The sequence below is a fragment of the Rhodohalobacter sp. 8-1 genome, from assembly GCF_038150125.1.
Taxonomy (GTDB): Bacteria; Bacteroidota; Rhodothermia; order Balneolales; family Balneolaceae; genus SW132.
This window is the reverse complement of the sequence record NZ_JBBVMF010000006.1, coordinates 105,648-128,985: the sequence shown is the minus strand read 5'-3', so window position 1 is coordinate 128,985 and position 23,338 is coordinate 105,648. Positions and strand designations below refer to the sequence as shown.

16 protein-coding genes are annotated in these 23,338 nt (G+C 46.7%); 1 reads left to right on the top strand and 15 read right to left on the bottom strand.

Annotated features, from left to right (window positions below; all coding sequences use genetic code 11):
* Positions 1–255: 255 nt before the first annotated feature.
* Both AABW11_RS07900 and AABW11_RS07895 read right to left on the bottom strand, forming a co-directional pair.
* Complete coding sequence (locus tag AABW11_RS07900; protein ID WP_340104341.1) at positions 256–984, bottom strand: TIGR04283 family arsenosugar biosynthesis glycosyltransferase; 729 nt, start codon at positions 982–984, stop codon at positions 256–258.
* Between the two features lie 12 nt (positions 985–996).
* The gene (locus tag AABW11_RS07895) at positions 997–1,773 is read right to left on the bottom strand and encodes a DUF3047 domain-containing protein (RefSeq protein ID WP_340104339.1); all 777 of its coding nucleotides are present in this window, start codon (positions 1,771–1,773) and stop codon (positions 997–999) included.
* Between the two features lie 396 nt (positions 1,774–2,169).
* On the opposite strand from AABW11_RS07895, the gene AABW11_RS07890 reads away from it, so the two are divergent.
* Positions 2,170–2,907: a DUF547 domain-containing protein gene (locus tag AABW11_RS07890; RefSeq protein WP_340104337.1), complete on the top strand. Its 738-nt coding sequence runs from the start codon at positions 2,170–2,172 to the stop codon at positions 2,905–2,907.
* Between the two features lie 142 nt (positions 2,908–3,049).
* Here AABW11_RS07890 and AABW11_RS07885 read toward each other — a convergent pair whose 3' ends face one another.
* From AABW11_RS07885 to AABW11_RS07825, 13 genes are all read right to left on the bottom strand, one after another.
* The gene (locus AABW11_RS07885) at positions 3,050–3,337 is read right to left on the bottom strand and encodes a type II toxin-antitoxin system RelE/ParE family toxin (protein WP_340104335.1); all 288 of its coding nucleotides are present in this window, start codon (positions 3,335–3,337) and stop codon (positions 3,050–3,052) included.
* Positions 3,330–3,569, bottom strand: coding sequence for a ribbon-helix-helix domain-containing protein (locus tag AABW11_RS07880; protein WP_340104333.1), 240 nt, complete (start codon positions 3,567–3,569; stop codon positions 3,330–3,332). Before AABW11_RS07880 ends, AABW11_RS07885 begins: the two co-directional genes overlap by 8 nt.
* Before the next feature lie 92 nt (positions 3,570–3,661).
* Positions 3,662–4,573 carry a hypothetical protein gene (locus tag AABW11_RS07875; protein WP_340104331.1) on the bottom strand — a complete coding sequence of 304 codons (912 nt, stop codon included), beginning with the start codon at positions 4,571–4,573 and terminating at the stop codon, positions 3,662–3,664.
* 55 nt (positions 4,574–4,628) lie between these two features.
* Positions 4,629–5,543 carry a hypothetical protein gene (locus AABW11_RS07870; RefSeq protein WP_340104329.1) on the bottom strand — a complete coding sequence of 305 codons (915 nt, stop codon included), beginning with the start codon at positions 5,541–5,543 and terminating at the stop codon, positions 4,629–4,631.
* 477 nt (positions 5,544–6,020) lie between these two features.
* Positions 6,021–6,401, bottom strand: a complete 381-nt coding sequence (locus tag AABW11_RS07865) for a response regulator (protein WP_340104327.1) — start codon at positions 6,399–6,401, stop codon at positions 6,021–6,023.
* A 125-nt stretch (positions 6,402–6,526) separates the two neighbouring features.
* Entirely contained in the window at positions 6,527–7,303 is a 777-nt protein-coding gene (locus AABW11_RS07860; protein ID WP_340104325.1) for a hypothetical protein, read from the bottom strand.
* Between the two features lie 158 nt (positions 7,304–7,461).
* Entirely contained in the window at positions 7,462–8,235 is a 774-nt protein-coding gene (locus tag AABW11_RS07855) for a hypothetical protein (protein WP_340104323.1), read from the bottom strand.
* Between the two features lie 292 nt (positions 8,236–8,527).
* Entirely contained in the window at positions 8,528–9,907 is a 1,380-nt protein-coding gene (locus AABW11_RS07850; RefSeq protein WP_340104321.1) for an APC family permease, read from the bottom strand.
* Positions 9,908–10,272: 365 nt separating this feature from the next.
* The gene (locus tag AABW11_RS07845; protein WP_340104319.1) at positions 10,273–11,223 is read right to left on the bottom strand and encodes an NAD-dependent epimerase/dehydratase family protein; all 951 of its coding nucleotides are present in this window, start codon (positions 11,221–11,223) and stop codon (positions 10,273–10,275) included.
* Between the two features lie 829 nt (positions 11,224–12,052).
* A complete protein-coding gene (locus tag AABW11_RS07840) occupies positions 12,053–13,024 on the bottom strand; it encodes a hypothetical protein (protein WP_340104317.1) in 972 nt (323 codons plus the stop codon).
* A gap of 972 nt (positions 13,025–13,996) precedes the next feature.
* On the bottom strand, positions 13,997–15,820 hold the full coding sequence (locus AABW11_RS07835; protein ID WP_340104315.1) for an immunoglobulin-like domain-containing protein: 1,824 nt from the start codon (positions 15,818–15,820) through the stop codon (positions 13,997–13,999).
* A 590-nt stretch (positions 15,821–16,410) separates the two neighbouring features.
* Positions 16,411–16,896, bottom strand: a complete 486-nt coding sequence (locus AABW11_RS07830; protein WP_340104313.1) for a nuclear transport factor 2 family protein — start codon at positions 16,894–16,896, stop codon at positions 16,411–16,413.
* Between the two features lie 1,701 nt (positions 16,897–18,597).
* A complete protein-coding gene (locus tag AABW11_RS07825) occupies positions 18,598–23,016 on the bottom strand; it encodes a hybrid sensor histidine kinase/response regulator transcription factor (protein ID WP_340104311.1) in 4,419 nt (1,472 codons plus the stop codon).
* Positions 23,017–23,338 lie beyond the last annotated feature (322 nt).

Genomic DNA, 23,338 nt, shown 5'->3' with positions numbered 1-23,338 from the left:
TAATGGTTTTGTAAATCACTGGCACGCAATCTTGTAGATTTATTAACCGTCCGTCAACTATCTTAGATTTTATTTTATACCATTAACTATTAACCAATATTTAGTGTATATGTCTGCTATTAAATAAGGAGCCGGCAATTATGGTCAGTTAAACAAATCCCTTAGTTAATAAGAGGATACACACAATTACCTGCCACATTATTTCAGGTATGACTTGCAGTGGTCTTTAAGTATTGGTGATGATTTTTAGCGCAGCTATCCAAACTTCGTATTGGCAATCAACTGCTTGTAGGCGTGAATCATTGCCTCCTGAGACGCGCCGAAAAAAAACATCATAAACACCACAAAATTGACAAGGTTAACTTTCAGGTAGCTGTTATGATCGTATTTTCGGGCTGATACCACTGTGTCTTTTTGAATAATTGTGAACGGTTCCCTTTTACGCAGGCGCCTTATAAATTCAAAATCTTCCATAATTTTATAATCATTCTTAAATCCATTGAGCTCGTAAAAAAGGCCTCGGGTAACAAAAAGCGTTTGGTCTCCGCCCCGGCACATGAGCCGGTCAAAGCGGGTGAAAAAGGAATTTAACTTTGGTAAGAGATGATCCGAATCGAACGTAAACCGGTAGCAGCCCGCTTGTTCTCCATTTTTCAAAGCTTTTCTAATATCATTCTGGAACGAATCAGGAGGTTTTGAATCGGCATGGACAAAATAAAGAATCGATCCGCTCGAATAGTCTGCGCCTGCATTCATTTGTACCGCGCGGCCTTTCGATTGAGTGACAAGGCAGGTAAAATCGATTTCCCTTACTTTCCTGACTGTTTGATCTGTACTTCCTCCATCCACGACAATGATTTCAGTGGGAAACCCCAGGCTGCATTCCGCCAGATTTTGAATCTGCTTCACTATCGTTTGCTCCTCGTTATAGGCGGGAATAATAATACTCATTAGGGGTTCATCGTCGATCTTCTGTTTACTCATTCGCTCTCCCGCTTATTCTTTCGATATGGTAATGGGGCCAAAATAGGCCTGGGTTGATTCTCCGGTATTGTCCGAATCGGTCATGATAGTTATCCCGCTGATTGCCGGCGGATCTTCGCCGTAGACCATCCGGTAATCTTCTAAAATATTTCGCTTTTCGGTATGCCATTCTCCGGCTTCCTCATTGCCTGACTTCACAACCACATACTGAACCCAGTCGGAAAATGGGCTCGGTGCCGTATCGCCCACTCTATCCGGCTTGTTTCCCCACACATAGTTTAGCGATCGAAGCGGAATTTCAAACGATGTAAAGGTCTTATACAGGTTGTATTTGATTCGCTCCCCAAAGCCAAGGTTCGAGGGATCGTAATCGAACGTTACATATACCCTCGCAGCGAAATCATCGCCGTCTTTTTTGGTCATGTCGCCGGAAGGGAGCACAGACTCAATTTTCCATTCCCAATCAACATTCTGAAAAATTGTGGGATCGGCGGTGAGGGGAGTTGTCACTGTTGATATTGAATTATCGCTGGATGCGACGATAATCGGGGCGCCGTCACTTTCACGGGTTCCGCGCTTATACACGGCTTCATCTTTGCGCCCGAATTTGGAGTAGCGGAAAATTTTGGCATCCTCATCATCAGGATCGAATTCGGCTGGGTCCAGCGTAAATTCATCTGCCTCAGCGGGATCCAGAACAATCCGGTCATTTACATTGGTATAAACGAGCAGCCCGGAAATAAGTGTGATGAGTGTAGCGATCCAATAAATATGTTTGAAATTCTGCATGATAAAATGATTGTTTTGTTATACACGAATAACGCGATTTTCTGACTCTGTGTTCAAGTGAGAATATTGACCGTGGTTCACCTCATTTAATAGAATAGAACCATCAGACATCTCACAAAACTGTTAAATTGCCTTGTTAAAAGAGTATTTAAATTGGTTACTGTTAGTAATACAAGATATTTATGCCGGTAGATTGTTCTGATTTAATACCGCGGATTCGCTCTCTATTTTAATGTTTAATGATGCCAAACTTTTTCCCCATTTATGATTTCATCGAAAAGACTCTCGTTCCCGCTTCCTCTAAATCACAAGACACTGATCCGGTTATTTATGATCTTTTTGCTGTGTATAGTTTCAAGTCAAAATTCTGTTTTAGCGAATATAACCAAAGATATAGTGGCTGCAGACACCCTTGGCAGCGTTGCATCATATGCCGAACTCTCGAAAGATCTCGTTGAGGCCGTGCGCGATGGAGAGCCTCATTTTATGATGACGAACAGGCTGGCAACTGTACCGGAAGATGAGCTGTACCAAAACCTGGATTCAGAATCTGACAAGAAAGCGTTCTGGATCAATGTATACAACGCTTACGTGCAGATCCTCCTGCTTGACAAACCTGAGCTATTTGAAGATCGCAACAGCTTGTTTGGCTATAATTTCTTTACAGCACCACAGGTAACCATTGCCGGGAAAGAACTTAGCTTTGATGATATTGAGCACGGAATCATGAGGCGGTCAAAAATTAAACTCTCGCTGGGTTATCTTGACCAATGGTTTGTGGATGATTTCATCAAGCGGTTTTGGTGGGATAAACTGGATCCGAGAATTCATTTCGTGATAAATTGCGGGGCGGCCAGTTGTCCGTACATCGCGCCTTTTGATCCCGATCGGGTTGAGGAGCAGCTCCGAATTGGCGCCAAAGAATATCTTGAAGATACCACAGATTATTATCCGGAAGAGAACAGAGTTGAGGTGACTCGTCTCATCAGCTGGTTCAGGGGCGATTTTGGCGGTATTGATGGGGCCATTGAAATGATCAAATCCTATGGCATCATTCCCGAGGATGCCGATCCGTCTGTTGATTTTAAAGAATACGACTGGACACTGGAGCTTGGTAACTATAAAGAGTTGTGATTTTTTATTAGTGAACCCTTTCAGGAGAAGCCTACCTTGAACTATTAATACAAACCCTTATTCTGAGAATACATTGATAGTGAGGTCTGCAAAAACGCGCAAAACGAGTTGATAAACAGATTTGAAAATACTGCTGAAACGATTACGGAATATTATTGAGGTCTTGTTTTCCAATAATCGCCATTATTTCAACTGTATCATTCACTATTCTGAAGTATATGCTGTCAACCCCGCAAACACATCGTCTGTATCCGTCTTTTATATAATCGACTGATTCAAAAGAAAATGGTCGTTGAGCGATAATTTCAAAATGTTCAAAAAACGCGTAAAAGTATTTATCAGCCTGAGTTATTCCATACTTTTCGACTCCGTAATGATGAATTCTTATTAAGTCTTCCTTCGCTTCATTACTTAATCGATAGTTAGCCACTCAGTAATGATTTTGACTGTTTTAAGATTTGTTCTTTCGATTCATCAGTAAATCCGCCGGCCTCAGATCTGTTTAGTTTTGCTCTGATCCAATCAACTTGAACTTGCTGTTTACGAGCCTGTCTGATCAAATCATTCACAAGTTCACTTTTGCTGGAATATTCTTCACTCTTTACTTGTGCTTTTAACCACTCATCATTTGGTCTCGTAAGAGATATGCTTTGTCTTGCCATAAATTTTTGTTTTGATGCAAAATTACACCAAATGTGAACCAGCCGCAACTTAGTTTAACCATGTCACACACCATTTCATATTTGACTTAACACTATAGCGGTTCGACGGTGAACTCCTCCACCATCCCATCTCTTGAGTGGTAATGGCACCAGAATGCATATCGCCCCGGCTCAAAGTCTGCGGTGAAATAGGCTGTGTAGCCCTCGGGCATGTCCTCTGCACCGCCGATGAAGTAGACGTCGGTTAAATCAAGGGTTTCCATTGCCGTGGCAAAATACTTGAGTGTCTGATTCGGCCCGAGACGCGCAACGTGTACGTCATGCGGTTTGCCTTCGGGCTGATGTTCAAAGACCACACGAATCGTATGACGCCCCGGTGTAATGACTCCATCCATCTCGAATTCGAGGCCCTGGAGCGTCATGGTGATGTCCGCTTCCGGCTCCGGGGCGCCGGTTTCTTCTTCCGTGACAGTGAGCGGACGCATCATGCCGAGGGCGCTGTGCTGCGTTCCGTCGGCGGTTGGTACCGGGCAGACCATCACGTACTCCCCCGAATCGAGTTTCATCGTTGTCTCACCTGTAAAGCCGGGAGCCAGCGCAGCAGGTCCGCCCATAACTACCAGATCATCCCACCAATCAGGCGATTCTCCCGATATAGCACGCTGGGCTCTTGCTTCGTTATACTCCGCGTAAGAGACTCCCTCAGGCATCTGAATGAGTATCATGACGTGATGCTCCTCGCCCCGGTTCGGCATACGAAAGGTCGTCCAGCCGGACGGGATTTCGGAGGGGCCGGCAAACATGTAATCCAGTGCCGCGAACTCGACCACAAGCTGGCCTGCCTCCATGCTTTCATGAGAAAGGCCCGGCTCGTGTGGCATTGAAGTCGTGGCGCCGTCATGCGATTCTGATATTTTTTCTCCGGAATTTTCACAGGCAGTAAACATAATTGCTGCTGTGAATAGTAAAAGTATTGTCAGGTAGTGGTTATAATTTATCTTCATGATCGCATGCTTATGTTGGAAGTTTAGATGGTTCATAAAAAAAGAGTTTGCACAATTATTTTATGTTGTCTTGAGACATGTTTTGCTCCGTTTTATTGAGAAGGTCCGGCACAAGTTTTTCCGAAAAACCTGAAACAAAACACCAGACTATTAAAAGGGCGGCATTTCTGTCGCCGCTGAATGAGTCTGTACTCTCTGTACTAAAATCCGGAAAAAATATCCCGGTCAGAATGCCCGACTCGAAAGCGTAAAAAAGAAGCAGGCCGCTTATCATTCCAATTAGTGCTCTCGACGATAGATAATCAAAGCGGTGGATCACTTTTAAATCAGAGATCGAGCTAATTTCTATACGATTTTTCAAACTTATTAGCATGCTGAAGGAAGTGCCCATCCAGCCGGCTGCCATGGCAGTTACGATAAAATCACCTCTCTCACCGGGTGTAATCGATAGTAAGTCAGCAATGAATGGTACCTGATCAATCATGAAAAACATAAATATTGAAACGATAAAAAGAATGCTGGTTCTGATGCGTGTCTTCGTCGTATAATCCTTTCCAAGTTCTTCAACATCATACGCCCAGTGCAAATCTTTGTATAATCTGCTGAGCAGACTCTGTTTCTGCTCTTCATTCAACTCACCAAATTCAGAATCATAAAACCTCCAGTATTCTTCGCGAAGCCTTCTCTTCGCATGCAAAAGCTTCACTTTGATCTCTAAATCCAATTCGGGTGGGGTATAAATGGGAACCAGAAACTGCTCAATTTGATTGGCATTGTCCCAGCTTCTCGGGAGTTCAAAAAGTTTATCGATCTTATCAACTAAAGGTGCAAACTGTTTAATCCTTTCCTCTTCAAGTCTGATTTTTTCATACGTCGTATGCAGATTAACGTATCGCTGTTCGAGAAGCTGTGATTCCGCCTTGCCACTTTGACTAAAAGGCAGAATTTTTGATAAAAGCAGGTTTTTCATTTTACTCCGAATATCATGATACCCGTTATTCGTTTAATTTATGCTGCCTGCCAGCTACATGATCGTGGCATTTTCAGCTGCCTTTTGCACGTGTGTTATAGCTTGATTATCGTTCCCGAGCCGGGCCAGTATCCGTTATGCTTATAATGATGTCCGGGTTATAGGGTTGATTTCATGAATCTGCTATAAAGTCAACACTCAGTTTCTAAACCGACTTCACAGATCTATTGATTGTCGGTTTGAGAATTGAAATACAGTAGCACCACATTTAAAGTTTTAAATCATCGGAAGATCTATCATAATCAAATTTATTATTTATATCGGAACAGGATCCTTTGTAAACTGGATTCGATTCTTACTCTTCATCGAAGAGCTAAAAAAGTCCCCTCCTTTTTAGAGGAGGCCTTTTTACCTTAATATTTAATAATCCCGCGTGACTCGATTTTCCGAAAAACTCATCCGATGATTTTTTGCATTTCAATCCTGATCCAACATTTCCTGCATCTCCTGTTTCAGCGAGGCAAAATCAATCGGCTTTGTGAAGAATTCTTTGGCTCCAAAATCGATGGCTCTCTGGTAGTTTTCGTCATCTCCATAGGCCGAGATCATGCTCACCTGGATCTGCGGAAACTGAGCTTTAATCTTGTTTAGCAGTTCCAGGCCAGACATCCCGGGCATATTGATATCCGAAAAAATATACATCACATCCGGTGGCTGAATGCTCTGAAGGCGGTCGAGCGCATCCTGACCCGAAAAGGCAAATTCCAGCTCAATCAACCCGCTCCGCATCTCTTTTCTGAATTTCTGCTTAAATAGCATTTCCACATCGCGTTCATCGTCTACAACTAAAAATTTCATAGCTTTTTCTTCTTGTAGTCTTTCTTATTTGAAATTTGGCACAAATAGCTTTTTTAAATAAACAGCAGCAACCGCAATTAAAATAAATTAGGAACGGCGACTGCTGTTTAATCACAACCACCAGGCTACTCTTCGCCGCTATAGCTCATATCCGCCATCCTTCGCCACATAAAAGCCCAGGTCTCATCTACGGATTCCCTATAACTATTTTGAAGTTCCTCTCTTTTATCTTCTCCGTGTTCATTTTCCACAACCGTCCAGACGCCATCTCTTTCATTGTCCATAGCTGCGAAATTTTCATATGGTGTTACCACAAAATAGTGCGGCGCGTTCAGGTCACCCCCGTTCAGCTCATACCACCATGATCTCGGCGCTCCTTCTACATCAACCAGCGTTGATTCAACCTCCGATACCGTTTCCCTGAAGAGGTTCTGATTATTCAACCTCCAGTACCTCACATTAATAACATCCATCGCTGCTCCGGGTGCCATACTCATCGATGGAATGGTACTGGCCATATTACGGGTAGCCTTCTCAACGCTGGGGTTAATTAAGTTTACCGCCAGGTTTTGGCAAGCTTGTCCGGCTTCATCGGAGGTATCGTCCATTTCCGCCCAGTTTTCCATGAAGGAGGTAAGCGCATATACGTTACCTTCTCCCTGTACGCGGCTCCACATATTCCACGTCCAATCACCTTCATGTTCCAGGTAGCACTCTTTCCAGGCTTTAACCCCTTCCATGAACTGGGTATTGTGGCCGGGTTTTACAACAAATTCCGTCATTGACAGAAGCATACTATCTTCTTCATCCTGGGCCTGTACGGCTGGTGCGGAAATAAGTCCGGTAAGGATGCCTGTGATGAGTACCGATAAAATGGATGTATATATTTTCTGTGTTTTCATAATAGTTCTGTTTAATAGAGTTTAAAATCGTTGATTATTGCTACGTTTTATTTCGATAAATAATTTTATTGTTAGGAGTCAAAAACTCCCCTCCTTACACAGGTGGGGAGTGCTTTTGGCCCTTATTTATAATCGAACTCAGTTTATAAGGATTATGGTTAATCCCATGTCGTGAAAAGCCGCTCTGCAAAATAGACCCGGTTATTTTCACAGCTAACAATAGAATTCATCTGCTGGCCGTGAGTTTCCGCAATCTTATAGTAGTTTTGCGCCATATTTCCTCTGTGTTCAAAACTTTGCCACCATGCAGCAGAAAGAAAATCAATCTCAACATCTTCGAAACCGAGGTAGGGTACCTGAAAATGAACGCCATATCCACCCATGTCATTTTCAAGAGCTGCCTCATGCACATCCTTCTGAACCTGGATAGCATACTCCATGGACACACCATCTTTTAGTGTGCAATCCGCCAACTGAACAGGCCATCTTTGATCTGTGGTTTCATTTTCGCGAAAGTCATCTATTACAACATGATCCATCGTTGCATATGATATCCTGCAGGTGTGCGGGCTATTTTCGCTATCCTCATCAACATACTTATTTACATAGTTGCCGTACTCCTTGTACATCTCTTCGCCATTGGGCCACATGCCGGCGATAATATGGGTGATACTCTCAGTCCCTTCTCCAACAAGACGTTGCCCCACAAGCATCGGCCGCAGCAGAAATTGATTATACATACTTCCGTCGGCTGAAACTTTTTCGCCATACTCCTTCGCATCGTTCATTACATCCTCAAATGTAAATCCTTCATTCAGCGTGCAAAGAAGATATTCCATGCGTACGTTTTCTTCGGTTTCCTGTGCGATTGCATCCACCGCCAAAAAGGCAAAAACTGCAAACAATAGTGTAGAGGTTATTCTTATTTTCATAATAATTATCTTTTGATTTTTTGTGTTTATATATCTGCCCGTTAAGCCAGACTTTAAATGGATCGGTATTTTAAACATTGACGAGATAAGGCATCCGCCAACATAGTCACTCCCGTTTCCAGGACTATTTTACTGTTTACTCTTGTTACAGTCTTGGACTATTCGCGCTAATGTTTGGACTTTTCACGCAATTTATGGCCACCTGTCGGTTAAATGGTTGAAGCTTGGTCAGACGGCGCATCGGTTGGGTTTAATTTTTTGTGGGTGTTACGGAAGACTTTTTAGCATGCCATCATGATTCACCTGGTTCAGAGATGATCTCTTTTTTCCTGACAGGCTCTGCGGTTTTTGCTTCCACAAAGCGCTTTAGGAAAAACACGGCCGTAAGTATCAGGACAAGAATCAGCAGCGCGATGGCTTCCCTGCCCGTGAGGTGCGACAGGAACCAAAGGATAGCGAGACACGCCGCCACGGGTACTATATATCCGCCCGGGATGCGGAAGGATTGGGCGTGATCAGGTACAACGTTCCTTAGTTTAATGACCGCCAGCACAACGCCAAGGTAGACAAGCAAAGAGATCGCACTGGTGGCAATGGCAAGTACCTGAAACCCGCCCATGGACGCCATAAGAAATATAATGGCTGTAAAAACAAGGATGGAAATGTGGGGTGTTTTATATTCAGGGTGAACTCTTGCAAGTGCCGCAGGTGGTATTACCCGGTCTCTGGCTGCGGCAAATAGTACACGGGGCAAGTTTAATATCCCGCCGTTCAGGTTTCCAAAAGCGGAAACCGCCGCCCCCACTGTGATCAGTGTAATGCCAATCGGACCAAAAACCACACCCCCAACTTCTGCCAGCGGATTTTCCGGGTAACTGGCGAGACCGTTTCCAAGCACTCCAACAGAAACGGCTTGTATAAGCGTGTATATAACCAAAACGCCGGTAATTCCGATAAGGATCGCTCGCGGAAAAGTTTTTTGAGGTTCTTTTACCTCACCACCAACAGACAACCCGACCTCAGCACCGGTAAAAGCAAAAAACAGTACGAGCGAAATCTGTCCAATACTGCTGATGTCAGGAATGGACTCCCACAAAAGGTTATCACCGATTACATCTTTCCAGCCAATCAAGACCAGTAACAAAAGCGGGATGAGCTTGGCAATGGTTGTGAAAATAACCAGTCCGATTCCCAATCGTACCCCACGTATGTTGATCCAGGCAAAAAATCCGAACATGATCAGGAAGAAGAAAATCCTTACCGGCTTAACATCAAGCAGGGGAATAAAGGCTGCCAGGATATCGGCTACGGCATTGGCAACAGCGCCCCCGCCGGCCAGATATGCAATCAGGAAAAGGTTGGCGGTCATAAACCCGGCATATTTGCCGAAAGCCGATTCAATATAGGTGTAAGGCCCGCCCGAGTCGGTAACTTCGCTTCCCGCCTCAGCAAAACAGAGCATAATAAGGGCAATAAGCAGACCACAGAACAGGTAGGCAATCAAACCGGCCGATCCCAAACCGGCGGCTACAATGGCCGGTAAGACAAATATACCGGTCCCCACCACGATGTTCACAATGTTGGCGCTCAAACCCCAAACACTGATGGTCCGTTTAAGGCCATCCGAACTCAGGGTGGTTTGGTTGTTGAGCGGCATTTCTGGTTCAGTCATCGTTTAGTTAGTTGATTTTTGAAGAATGTCCCTGCGCTAACCGACCAAGGGTAATGAGGGATAAATTTTTGTAGAATAATACCTTTTGATAGACATTTCGAGACTTAGAGGGACATCCCTCTTCTCTCTCGAGAGGCTGTGAGAAAATTGATTTCCAAATATTTCACCCCTAATTAATTTAAGAATCCTGTCAATTTCAGCGCTTCCAGTCTTTCTGACCCACCCCCGTCCCCTCCCTATCGCTCCGCCAGCCGGCGGATTGACAGAGAGGGGAGCTTCGAAATAAATCTATTTGCCTTAAAAGTTTAACTGAATCTAAATATGTTATCGAATTTCCTCACAGCCTCTCGATGCGGGTATACTATTCAACCACCGCTTGCTGCGGCGTAGTCACTGAATGAAACGTGAGCGGTTTTGTATGACAGCCCCAACTCCTGCTCTGCACGCATGCCGCTATACACAAATCTGCGTTTCTCCATTACCGGCTCGCTGTTCAGCATGCGTGAAATATCCGACACCTTCCAGCTCTCGTAACTCAGGTAGTATTGTCTGCCGTGCAATCCGCCCTTGGTGGCTGCCCTGAAAATCCCCTCGGCTACATCGCGGACATCCACGATGGCAAACTCCATGTCGTTGTCATACAGCATCTGCACAAATGGGTTGGGTGCAATCTTATGTTTGAACAGATACTGCAGGCCCATGGATGTGGAATCATCCCGCTGGGATAGAGCCGGCCCCATTACGCCCACAGGGTACACGCTTACAATGTCGATGTCGGACTGCGGGTGGTCGGCTATAAATTTTTGGACGACCTGGTCAGCATAATATTTGGCCTGCGCATAAGGATGCCCCTCCTCATTCAGGTGCGGCTCATCACTTTCGGTGTAGAGATGATCAGCCGGGCGCCCCTCAACCGGCAACGGGTACCCCGTGTTATATGCGGCAACGGAGGCCACAACCACCACTTGCTTTACCGTGCCCGATTCCTGGATGAGCGCCAGGAAATTCTCGGTACCTTTGATGGTGGGCTCAAAAAGCTCCTTGGTTGGATCTTTTACGTCCAGCTGAAACGGCGTGCCGGTGTGAACGACAATATCACATCCATCCATAAACGCCCTCAGTGACTCGATGTCCGTTACGTCGGCCGGAACAATGGCCAGGTTTTCTGCATTCTGAAGCTGCTTCAGATGCTGATACTTTTTCTTTTTAGAGATATCCCTGGCAGACACCCTCACGCTGTAGTTCTCTTCGAGAAATCGTTTCGTGACGTAGCTGCCGATATATCCTGAACCGCCAATAATACCTGCTGTTTTCATAGTTGTGTGGATGTGTTGGTGATGGTTAAGTTTTTTCTCCTCATTTGAATGTAAATGAAGGCGACGTCAACCTTTTGGACTATCCACGCAAATGTTTGGACTTTTGGCGCATTTTCAGGGTTTTTGTCGGAAGTTGAACTCTTGAGTGTTCGCTTCGCTTGTCATCCGTAGCTATAGCGCAGGGTGGCTCACGTTGAACTGATGAACCGTAGAATTGTGTGCCGTTCGGATATTCTGAACTGTGTGCTCTCAGAATTTATGATATTATCCCATTCAGAAGATGTGAATGAGAGTTCGATTATTTCCGCAGATTTACTAGTTCGGTAATCTGCCTACTTAGTGACTCTTTTCTAATCGATTAACCTGAGTTCTATTCTTAAACTTGTCAAATACCCCCAAAAGCAGTCCAAAAAGGGCGTTAGTTAAGTTAATTCATCAACAATTATGTCATGCCGGACTTAGATCCCGCATCTCCTACCTTTGTTAAAGACTGTAGATCACGCATCAAGTGCGAGATGACGCCCTTTTTGGACTGCTTTAACATTATTTTTAATCGAACTCAGGTGATTAAAAAACGAATTTGTTTCCTTCCTTGGTCATCGAAAAATTGACTCTCTGTATTTTTCTGATAATTAAAATAAAGAGGCCACTACTCCAATCATGTGTCCAACTTAATTCCGTAAAATATTGGCCGTTAACAGCCCCACTAAAAAGTGGTATGATGTAACTATTACTTTGAGATGAAGATAAAAGTGGTAAAGGATTCAACACGCATAAAAAAAGGAGGCAAACAAATTGGCCTCCTTTAAGCATGAAATTGTTTTGACGGTCAGTTATTAGGCCATTGTGCCCAGTTGCTGCAAAACGACCCATTGTCACGTCCTACAGGTTCTCTCAGTAATCCACCATAAATTGCATTCATTATGCTTCTGGGGGCAGCAAAAAGAGAGCCTTTTTTGAGACCAATGTTGCCAAAATGAGCCATGCTTACCCCGTGTCCGGCTTCATGAATAGCTACAGTGGGGAAATCAAAAATTCTCTGTCCGTTCGGCTGTCGCCCTTCTAATCCATTATCTGCCCACTCATACCGATCATTGTAGTATAATTCACGGAAAGCGACATCTATTTTACCATTATTGTCAATATCTGTTAGAACCCCATTCACATCAGTCCAAAATAATGTAAATGCAACTCCCAATACATTTGGGTTAAATGCAAAGTATGGGAACTCAGCTGGACTAAGAAAACCTACTTGTGTCAAATTAGCTTCTATCAGGCCAGGATTAATACCACCTCCATTAAAGAAATTTTCTACTACTCCGGGCGTATCGTCACTGACGTCATTCTCACTTAACGTAAGATCAGCGCATGCTTGATTATCCCAAGTCTTAATTGAGTCATGCATCCAGCCAATTTGATTCGTCAAATTAACATCAGAGGATTGGTTTCCTTCTTTTACTCCGTATGTAAGACCCGCTTCCGGATCATTCCATGTACTTCGAGGATCTTGATAAACATAGTCATGTGATAATTGGGCATTTCCAAGATCTTTTTGGAACCAAACAACACCACCAGCCTCATCGCTTGCAGGGTCAGTAATATATTCAGCATATCCTAAAACTAAAGTATGATTGCTGTAGTCGGTTGATGTTGATAGCACTACATCCATCGATTTCGTAATAGCAAGTCCCGGCTGTTCGTCAGTCTGGTTTGGCTGTGTAACATTCGTTTCACACCCGATCATGTTTAGTGACACGATAACGCCCACTAAAAGCGTATTAATTTTGGTTCTTTTTTTCATTTTTATTTGATTTTATTTTATTTCGGATTGTCAGGTAGGTTCAACGCTTCCGGGCTGGTTTCCCTGGAATTGTTTGGTCGCAAAAAAACCACGGTATCTTACAGTGGTTGTCGTACAATTTCCGGAGACAGTTGTGTCCGTTACCAGGGCTATCCATTAAGAAATACCTGTTTCAGCCTGATTGTACCGTGTAGGCTGGATAAATACTTGGACTATCCACGCAAATGTTTGGACTTTTGGCACATTTTCAGTGTTTTTGCCGCAAGTTGAACGGTTGAGTGTTCGCGTTGCTCACGTTGAACTGATGAACTGTGGAATTGTCTGTCGTTCGAGAATCGACTCGACAGTAAACCAGTATAACAGTTCGACAGTTTACCAGTTCAACACATCAACCTGTCTCAACGCTGAGGTCACTGCAAGCCCCCACGGCGCAGATTAACGCTCAGGATCCCTTCGTATTCGACATTCAGTGTTCAATGTTCGATATTGAAATATACGGTGTTCCCAAAGTCCCCTCTCCCCTTGAATTGTCGAGTGGTCGCTTCGCTTGTCATCCGAAGCTTTCCTGGTCTTCGAATCACGAATTCGTGGAAAACCGTTTTTTTATAGCGGTGAAGCGGCGCCGAGTCTACTGCCGGGGTAGTCTAAGGTAAGTTACATGTGATGTCGGACGGAGATTAAAAGATCATAAAAACCCCGTACATGATGAGAGCGGTTTTTTTTAAAGGTCTTTTTAGGCTTTACGTTTTTTCAGTTCGGCGGCCGGCGGACCATGACTTAAAAAAAGCCTTACAACGCAGACCCTATAGCGCTCTAAGGCATTATTTTTTGTAGTCCCGTCAATCGCCTGTTGTGCAGGCAAAAAGGGATGTTGACCATCGGGGCATGATTGCCTTCGGCGGGTTCGTTCTCTTTATACAAAAGCCCGCACCCCGGGAGTACCGGGGCGGGGCTGTTGCGATATGGCTGGCACTATTTAACCAGCGTCATCTGCATGGTTTCCATAAAGGAATCGGTCTGCAGGCGATACAGATAGATTCCGCTGGAGAGGGTGGATGCGTCGAAACTGACGGTGTAACGGCCGGGGCTTTTCTGTTCATTCACGAGCTGCGCCACCTGCTGTCCGAGAATCGAATAGACAGAAAGGCTGACAAAAGAGGCCTTGGGAAGGTCAAAGCTGATCGTGGTTGTGGGATTGAACGGGTTGGGGTAGGCCGCGCTCAAAGCAAATTCGGCGGGCGCTGTCTCGGGACCGAAGCCAACAGGCGCCAGCGCTGCGGCAGGCGGAGCCACGGCCGGGATGCTCAGGTCGCACCCGTCGACGGTGTAGACCGCGCCGTCAGGTACGGCGGCCTCGCCGTTGCTGCTCAGCGGCACCTGAACCTCGTAGGCCGCCGTGCCCACGTTGCCCGCGGCGTCGGCCACGGCCAGCGTAATCGTGTAGACTCGGCCGTTGCCCATCCCATCGCGCTCGGCGCGGACGCGGACCGTCCGGCAATCGTCGACCACGATGTCATCAAACGTGTTACCGTCGTCGCTAGCGTTCTCGGGCTCGTCGCTCGACACCGAGGCGACGTAGACCTGTCCCGGCTCGATGGTGCCGTCGCAGGCGTCGGCAGCCGTAAGGCCGAGGTCGGCGAGCGACACGGTGACGTACTTGTGGTTGGGCCGGGTGAGCACGAGCGGGTCGGCGCTCACGGTGAGCTCAGGGGCCGTCGTGTCTTCGACGGTCACAGTCCGCTCAGCCGTGGCCGTGTTCCCGGCTGCGTCGGTGGCCTCGTACGTGACGGTGTAGGTGCCCGGCGTGTCGGTGTCGACAGCGCTGGCGTCAAGGGCGACCGTGACGGGACCGTCGACTAGGTCGACAGCGGTAGCCCCGGCGTCGGCGTAGGCCGTACCGCACTCGACCGTGGCGGGGTCGTCGCCGGCGAGGATTATCTCGGGCGGAGTCGTGTCCTCGACGGTGACAATGACGTCGTCCGAACTGGTCTCGCCAAACGGGTCGGTGACGGTCAGCATGATCGTGTGGGTGCCGAGCCCAAGCGTGACGGTAGGCGTGGAGCCCGTGGCGATCTCGGCGCCGCCCTCAGACCACAAGTATGTCAGCACGTCACCGTCGGGGTCGGAGGAGCCGGAGCCATCGAGCGTGATGAGGGCGCCATCGGGGCCGGCGTCCGCAACGGGCGGAAGATTTGAGACGTTCTTGAACACCGATGTCACAGGGGTAATTCCGAGAAAGCCCGAAACGATGAGGTCGAGAGCCCCATCGCCCGTGAAGTCGCCCCACGCTACCGTGCCCCCCTCAGCATTGGGGATGCGGTCGCTGGCGACGGGGTCGAGCGCGAGCCCGCCCGACCCGTCGTTCCGGTACACCAGCCCGACCTGGCTCAAACTGCCAAAGAGGAAGTTCTGATCGCCTGTGACAACGAGATCGAGGCCGCCGTCGCCCGTGTAGTCCCCCCACGCCACCGATCCGTTCCACACGTCGGCGACGGTGGCGCTGGCGGTTGCGTCGAGAACGAGCCCGCCCGACCCGTCATTCCGGTACACCAGCCCCACTGCACTGAAGGTGCCAGCGTCGGCACCCGTGACGACGAGGTCAAGCCACCCGTCGCCCGTGTAGTCCCCCCAGGCCACCGAGCCATTGCTAACGTCGGCGACGACGGCGCTGGCAGCCGCGTCGAGCACGAGCCCCCCTGCCCCGTCGTTCCGGTACACCAGCCCGACGGGGTTGCGCGAGGCGTCCTCCCCCGTAACGACGAGGTCAAGGGCGCCGTCGCCCGTGTAGTCCCCCACGCTATCGAGCTTCTGCTAACGTCGGCGACAGCGTCGCTGGCAGCCATGTCGAGAGCGAGGGTCTGGGCATGGAGGTCCGGAGCAAGGAAGAGCACTGTGGCGAGGAGCACCGCCAGCGCGGGGAGGGATCGTGTTAAAGTGTTCATAATTGTTAGTATGTTCATAGTTATGTCTATTAGGTTAAGGAGAGAATTTGGGCCGATCTGCTGTAAGAAGATCTTTTCAAATTGTTGTTAAGCACACAAAGTTTCCGGCACTATTTTCGAAACTATTCTACCATTTACACCCGAAAGAGTCTTGGACTATCCACGCAAATGTTTGGACTTTTGGCGCATTTTCAGGGTTTTTGCTACAAGTTATATTGTTGAGTGTTCGCTTTGCGTGTCATCCGTAGCTTTAGCGCAGGGTGGCTCATGTTGAACTGATGAATTGTGGAATTGTTTGTCGTTCGAGAATCGATTCAACAGTTCACCAATTCGACAATTAGACAGTTCAACACACAACCCAAACCTTTCTATCAGACCCTTTATTAAAGCCCCGAAACGAAGCAGTTCTCAAGAACTTCATTCCGGGGCTCTCTCTGTCTTGATTTATTCCGCTTCCGCTTCAGCAAGCTGTTTGGTATCCACGTACTGTTGAAATTGTGTCACCTTACCATTTTCAAACCACCCGATGTGGACATGTTGTGCGTTGATCGACTTTCCGGTTGCAGCATGCGTTCCCTGGTATCTTCCGGTAGCCATTACCATATCTTCACCGACCCCATACAGGGTTTGATCGGTGAGATTAAATGTCTCCCATTCCTGTCCAATCCGTCCAAATACGCCTTCTGCAACAGCCTGTGGCCCCACGTATGGATTGCCGTCCGCCAGAGAGTTGCTTTCAGCTTCATTCCAGACAATTTCCGGTGAAAAAGTTGCCAGCACGGCCCCGCCATCCCCGGCTGCAAATGCGTCATATAAACCTTCTATGATCTCTACATTTGGATTACTGTTTTGCGTTTGAGTGCAGGCCGTCATGAATAAGAAAACTGCTAGTAAAGAAGCGAAAAAGAGGTTGGTCGAATTTGTTTTCATAATGTGCGTTTTCCTCGGGTTTGAATTTTTTGAACCTGGCAACTCTATTCTATCCTATATACAACTGATGACTCATTGAATAGCTGGTAGCTTTTCATTGATGCACCGGTTATAGTTGAATGATTGCTCTCAAAAAGTATCTCAGGGAGAGACCGAATTCTTGTACAAACCACGCATACTTTTGGATTATTTGGGCAAAATGGGGTATTTAAAGCTTTTTTTTAATATCTCCCACCGATAACGGGGAGATCTCTCCATGCGCTCTCTTCGTTCACTTAGTCGAGATGACAGGTTCACTGTTTGGGGAAGGCGCGGCGCATAAGACTCAGCCCCAGAAACTGGTTAGTTGCCGCGGCGCGAGTAAATTAGCATTAGCGGCGTCGATAGGAGTTTGGCAAGATTGGGATGTTTAAACGCCGCCCTTCAGTACACCCAGCGCCTTGTCATTTCGAGCGCAACACCGGGGTTGTTCCGGTGTGCAGTCGAGAAATCTCCCGATTCTTAGAACTGACTTGACCAACGCATATTCAAAACTCCTGCCCATCACGGGGAGATCTCTCCATGCGCTCTCTTCGTTCACTTAGTCGAGATGACAGGTTCACTGGTTGGGGAAGGCGCGGCGCATAAGACTCAGCCCAAGAACCTGGTTAATTGCCGCGCCGCGAATAAGTTGGCATTGGCGGCGTAAATGGAAGTTTGGCAAGATTGGGAGTCTAATACGCCGCCCTTCAATACACCCAGCGCTTTGTCATTTCGAGCGAAACACCGGGGTTGTTCCGGTGTGCAGTCGAGAAATCTCCCGATTCTTAGAACTGACTTGACCAACGCATATTCAAAACTCCTGCCCATCACGAGGAGATCTCTCCGTGCAATCTCTTCGTTCGCTTAGTCGAGATGACAGCAACGTTGATTTGACAATACGCGGCGCACCAATTCCCAAATTGAACCAGGGTGATTCCCGCGCCGCGATGGATTTATTCATGTTGGCGGCTTAGGATTGAATGATTCAAACAACAGGGGTTTGTACGCCGCCCTTTATTCCGACAAGCCCTGTCATTTCGAGCGAAACACCAGTGCTTTTCTGGTGTGGAGTCGAAAAATCTTCTTGCACTTGGAACTCATTCAAACAACGCTTTTTCAAAACTCATAACAATAACAAGGAGATCTCCCTGTTCTGATTCCTGCCCATCACAAGGAGATCCCTCCATGCATTCGCTCCGCTCATTTAGTCGGGATGACAAGACGCGTGGGGTAGAAAAGCGGGCGGCGCAGATCAAAACCCTTTGCCAACTTTCTGGCCTGATGCGCCGCCCGTTGAATTAAAACAAGCCCTGTCATTTCGAGCGGAGGCCTCTTTTGGCCGCAGCCGAGAAATCTTCTTGCACTTGGAACTCATTCAAACAACGCTTTTTCAAAACTCATAACAATAATAAGGAGATCTCCCTGTTCTGATTCCTGCCCATCACAAGGAGATCCCTCCATGCATTCGCTCCGCTCATTTAGTCGGGATGACAAGACGCGTGGGGTAGAAAAGCGGGCGGCGCAGATCAAAACCCTTTGCCAACTTTCTGGCCTGATGCGCCGCCCGTTGAATTAAAACAAGCCCTGTCATGTCGAGCGAAGGCCTCTTTTGGCCGAAGCCGAGACACCTCCCTGTTCATAGAACTAACTCAAACAACGCTTTTCAAAATCCCCTTCCCATCAAATCGACAACTTCCTGAAAGCCGACGGACTCTTACCAAACTGTTTTTTGAAGACGCGGGAGAAGTACGCCTGATCGTTGAACCCGACGTCGTAGCAGATCTCAGCAATTGGCTTATCGGTCTGGTTAAGTAGTTCGGCGGAGCGCTGCAGCCTCACGGACCGAATGAAGTTCCCGGCGGGCTGATCGACCAGGGCATTCAGTTTCCGGTTGAGCTGGGAGCTGCTCATGTTCAGCGACCCGGCAAAATCTTCGACCCGAAATTCTTCATCACTAAGATGATTGTCGATCACATCAATCGCTTTGGCAAGGAAATTCTGATCAGCCGGCGTTTTTGCAATCACCGACGGCTTGAAATAGGTGGTGCTGCTAAACTGCTGTTTTAAGTTTTTCCTCTGCTGAATGAGAGCTCTGACCCGTGTCTTTAGCTCTTTCACATGAAAAGGCTTAGTCAGGTAGGCATCAATCCCCAGTTCCAGTCCCTCAATTTTGGGGTTCAGGCCGGCTTTGGCCGTAAGCATGATGATGGGAATATGGCTGGTTTTTTCATCACCCCGGATTTTTTCACTGAATGCATATCCGTCCATTTCCGGCATCATTAAATCGGTTATAATCAGATCCGGGATGGTGCCCTGCGATACGGCAATTCCCTCCATGCCGTTAGCGGCTTCCAGAATTTTGTATTTACCTCTTAACTGTTCAGCGATAAACGAACGGACATCCTCATTATCTTCCACAATCAGGACGATTTCATCATGGTCGGAAAGCAGCGCATCAAAATCCGGAAGTGGTTTTAAACCTGAATCTTCCTCAGTCAACAGCTGCTCATCAACGCCAGACTCATGGTCAACTGTCGTTTGGTCTTCTTCAATTGGGAGGCGAACGACAAACTCCGTTCCCTCACCTTCACTGCTCTCTACATCAATCGTTCCGCTATGCAGCATCACCATTTCGTGCGCAATGGAGAGGCCAATTCCGGTTCCTTCATATTTACGGGTGTTTGAGGAATCGGCCTGGTAAAAGCGATCAAAAATATAGGGCAGTCGCTCACTGGAAATTCCAATTCCGGAATCCTTCACCCGTATTTCTACAACATCTTTATTTGGATGAAGAACATCTACTGACACATCAATCTGCCCGCCGGGCTCCGTAAATTTGATGGCGTTCGAAAAAAGATTAAAAAACACCTTCTCCAGCTTATCCGTATCAAACCGTACGTTTATAGCAGTCCTTGACGACGAGAAACTGAGGGTGATATTTTTTGACTCTGCAAGAGATTCAAACGAGAAGAAGTGGTTCTTCAAGAACGGTACCAAATTCTGCTTTTCCAGCTCCAATTCCATCTTTCCTGCCTCCAGCTTCGACAAGTCCAGCAGCTGGTTGATCAGGGAGAGAAGCTGCCCGGCACTGTTGTTTACCGAGATCAATTTCTTTTTTCTGTTTCGGTCATTCTCAGAATCCAGCAGTGTTTCAATCTGACCGATGATCAGGGTGAGCGGCGTTCTGAATTCGTGAGAAATATTTGCAAAGAAATGGGATTTCAGCTGATCAAGTTTCCTCAGGGAATCTGTTTCAACCCTTTCATTCTGCAGCTGATTTTTCAGGTTGAACCGGTTCAGCTCATAGCGCCTCAGTAAATAGAGCCCGCTTAAGAACAGAACAGCATACAGGGAATATGCCCACCAGGTACGCCACCAGGGTGGAAGTATCGTAAATGCATACTCAAACGGCTCACTCCATACTCCACTCTCACCTATAGCCCGGATTTGGAGAGTGTGGGTACCAAAGGGCAGGTTACGGTAATCGGCCATCGGGTCGGCGGCGGATTGGCTCCAATCGGTATTTAAGCCTTCCATTCTGTAGCTGTACCGGATTTTATGCGGTGCTGCCCAATCTATGGCTGCAAAATAAAAGGTCAGGTGGTTTTTATCGTAGGGCAACTCCAAACCGATAGGATAGTTCTCAAACTTTTGAACGCTATTAAATTTAATTTGATCCTGATAGCTTTCGGAACTAACAGGGATGTTGCGATAGTCTATAAATTGCTCGTTAATTTCTATTTGGGATAAACGGGGTTGGGGTATTTTCTCAGAAAGTTTAAGTGTATTCAAATCCAGCATCACTAAACCACTTCTGGTACCCCACCATGCGCGATTTTTACTGTCGATAGTGGCACCCATTGTAAATTGCAGTCCTTTCAGCCCATCTTGTTTGCCAAAGTTTTGAATGCTAAACTCATAATCCTTTTCATCAGAAGCTTCATTTTCTATTAACGAAATTCTGGATAGCCCATTTTCTGTTCCGACATAGACACCGATCTCATTTGAAGGTAAACTCTTGTCCTCTAAGATGGAGAAAACGGTATTATTGGATAAGCCTTCTTTTTCGGTGTAATGGGTAAAGCTTTCACCATTAAATACGCTCACCCCTCCACCCCAGGTCCCCAGCCAAATATTTCCGTTTTTATCCTCTGTGATGGCCCTGACGATATTATTGGATAAGCCCTCATTCTCGGTATAGTTGGTATAGCTTTCGCCATCAAATACGCTCACCCCTCCGCCTTCAGTACCCAGCCAGATATATCCGTTTTGATCCTCAAGAATGGACCAGACATTACGTCTGTATAGGCCCTCATTATCGGTATAATGGATAAATTTTTCTCCGTTATAGACAGTCACCTTTCCCCGGGATCCAAGCCAGATATGTCCATTTTTATCCTCTTCGATGGCTCTGACATAACTATTGGACAGGCCTTCATTTTCGCTGTAATGTGTAAAGCTCTCTCCGTCAAATACGCTCACCCCGCCACCTTCAGTCCCCAGCCAGATATTTCCGCTACTATCCTCAAGAATAGATACAACAGTATTACTGGATAAGCCTTCCTTCACCGTGTAATGGGTAAAGCTTTCGCCATTAAAAACATTTACCCCGCCGCCCTGTGTCCCAACCCAGATGTTTCCATTTTGATCCTCTAAAACGGCCCTGACGATATTACTGGATATGCCTTCACTTTCACTGTAATGAGTAAAGTTTTCCCCGTTAAATATACTTACTCCGCCACCCTCAGTTCCCACCCAGATGTTTCCGCCTTGATCTTCCATGATGGAGTAGACTGTATTATTGGATAAGCCCTCGTTTTCGGTGTAGTGGATAAAGCTATCTCCGTCAAATACGCTTACACCCCCACCCAGGGTTCCGAGCCAGATATTTCCGCTGCTATCCTCCAGAATGGACAGTACTGCCCAATTGGATACGCCTTCGTTTTCGGTGTAGTGTGTAAAGCTGTTTCCATCAAATACGCTTACCCCGCCGCCATCAGTGCCCAGCCAAATATTTCCTTTTCTGTCTTCAGCGATAGACACAACGTTACTATTGGACAGGCCTTCTTTTTCGTTGTAATGAGTAAAGCTTTCACCATCAAATACATTCACCCCTCCATAAAAAGTACCGATCCAGATATTTCCGCTTTTGTCCTCAAAAATGGACATCACATCATTATAGGATAAACCTTCTTTTTCAGTGTAATGGATAAAACTTTCTCCATCAAAGACGCTTACCCCTGCGCCACGGGTCCCCATCCAGATATTTCCGTTTCTATCCACCAAAATAGCCCTGACTAAATTATCGGAAAAGCCCTCCTTTTCGGTGTAGTGTGTAAAGCTTTCACCATCAAATACGCTTACTCCTCCGCCTTCGGTCCCAAACCAGATATTCCCGCTCTGATCCTCTGCCATTGCCCTTATGAAATTATTGGATAGGCCTTCGTTTTCGCCATAATGGGTAAAACGTTCTCCATTATATACACTCACCCCTCCACGGGTCCCCATCCAGATATTTCCGCTTTTGTCCTCAATGACGGCCCTGACGAAAGATGAAGCCATACCCTGCTCCATATTTAAATATTGCAGGTGGGCAATAGCGGCATCTTTGGTAGCGGGTGGCAGGGCTTGAGTAGGTTTTGTATGAATCGCTTTTACCACTTTGCCCTTAGCGGGAACAGGAACACCGGTCGGAATAGTATCACCAGTTGAACTGTGTAAGACAAAATTGGGGTTGCCTTCGCCCAGGTTTATGATTTCGAGTTGGCTTTTATCAATGGGTATGATGGTTAAGTCATCGGGTAATTGATGTCGGTTGGGATACGCATTTTTTGTGGTTAAAGCTGATTGATTAACGGTAAAGGATTGGGGCTTGGCTACGCTATCCGGGTTGATGATTTTTGGTGTGGCAGGAATAGACACACCTGCATTTAATTCAACCGTTTGAGGTTGAGAGTAAAGAGGTGGTGGGAGCGAGGCGTCCTGACCTCTGGACGTGTCGGTGCAGGCAGCCAGTAAAAACAGTGGCAGGAGTACCATCAGGAACCCGAAATACCTGGCAGGTGACGATAGAGTTGTCTGGTTAAATTGGCAATTCAATGAGATATATGGTGCCTTTTATTCTTCTTTGGTTTCTATAGTGATTTGGCCCCTGTGGGCTTTAATAATTTCATCGGAGAAACTCACCTTAAGCCCAGTTCCCCGCACCTCTTTCTTCTTCTGGATTGTAAGATTTGGCAGACATCTCTCTGACAAACTGAATACTGATCCAGGCCATGTCGCGGGCATAGTAAAATCTATTACGTTTTCTATCATTCGATGCATGGCAATTTAAATAATACTCTAAAGCTTTTTTCAAGTATAGCTTTATAAATCAATCTGCGCCACAATATTGGAGAAATCTATTTTTACGTCAGGCAGG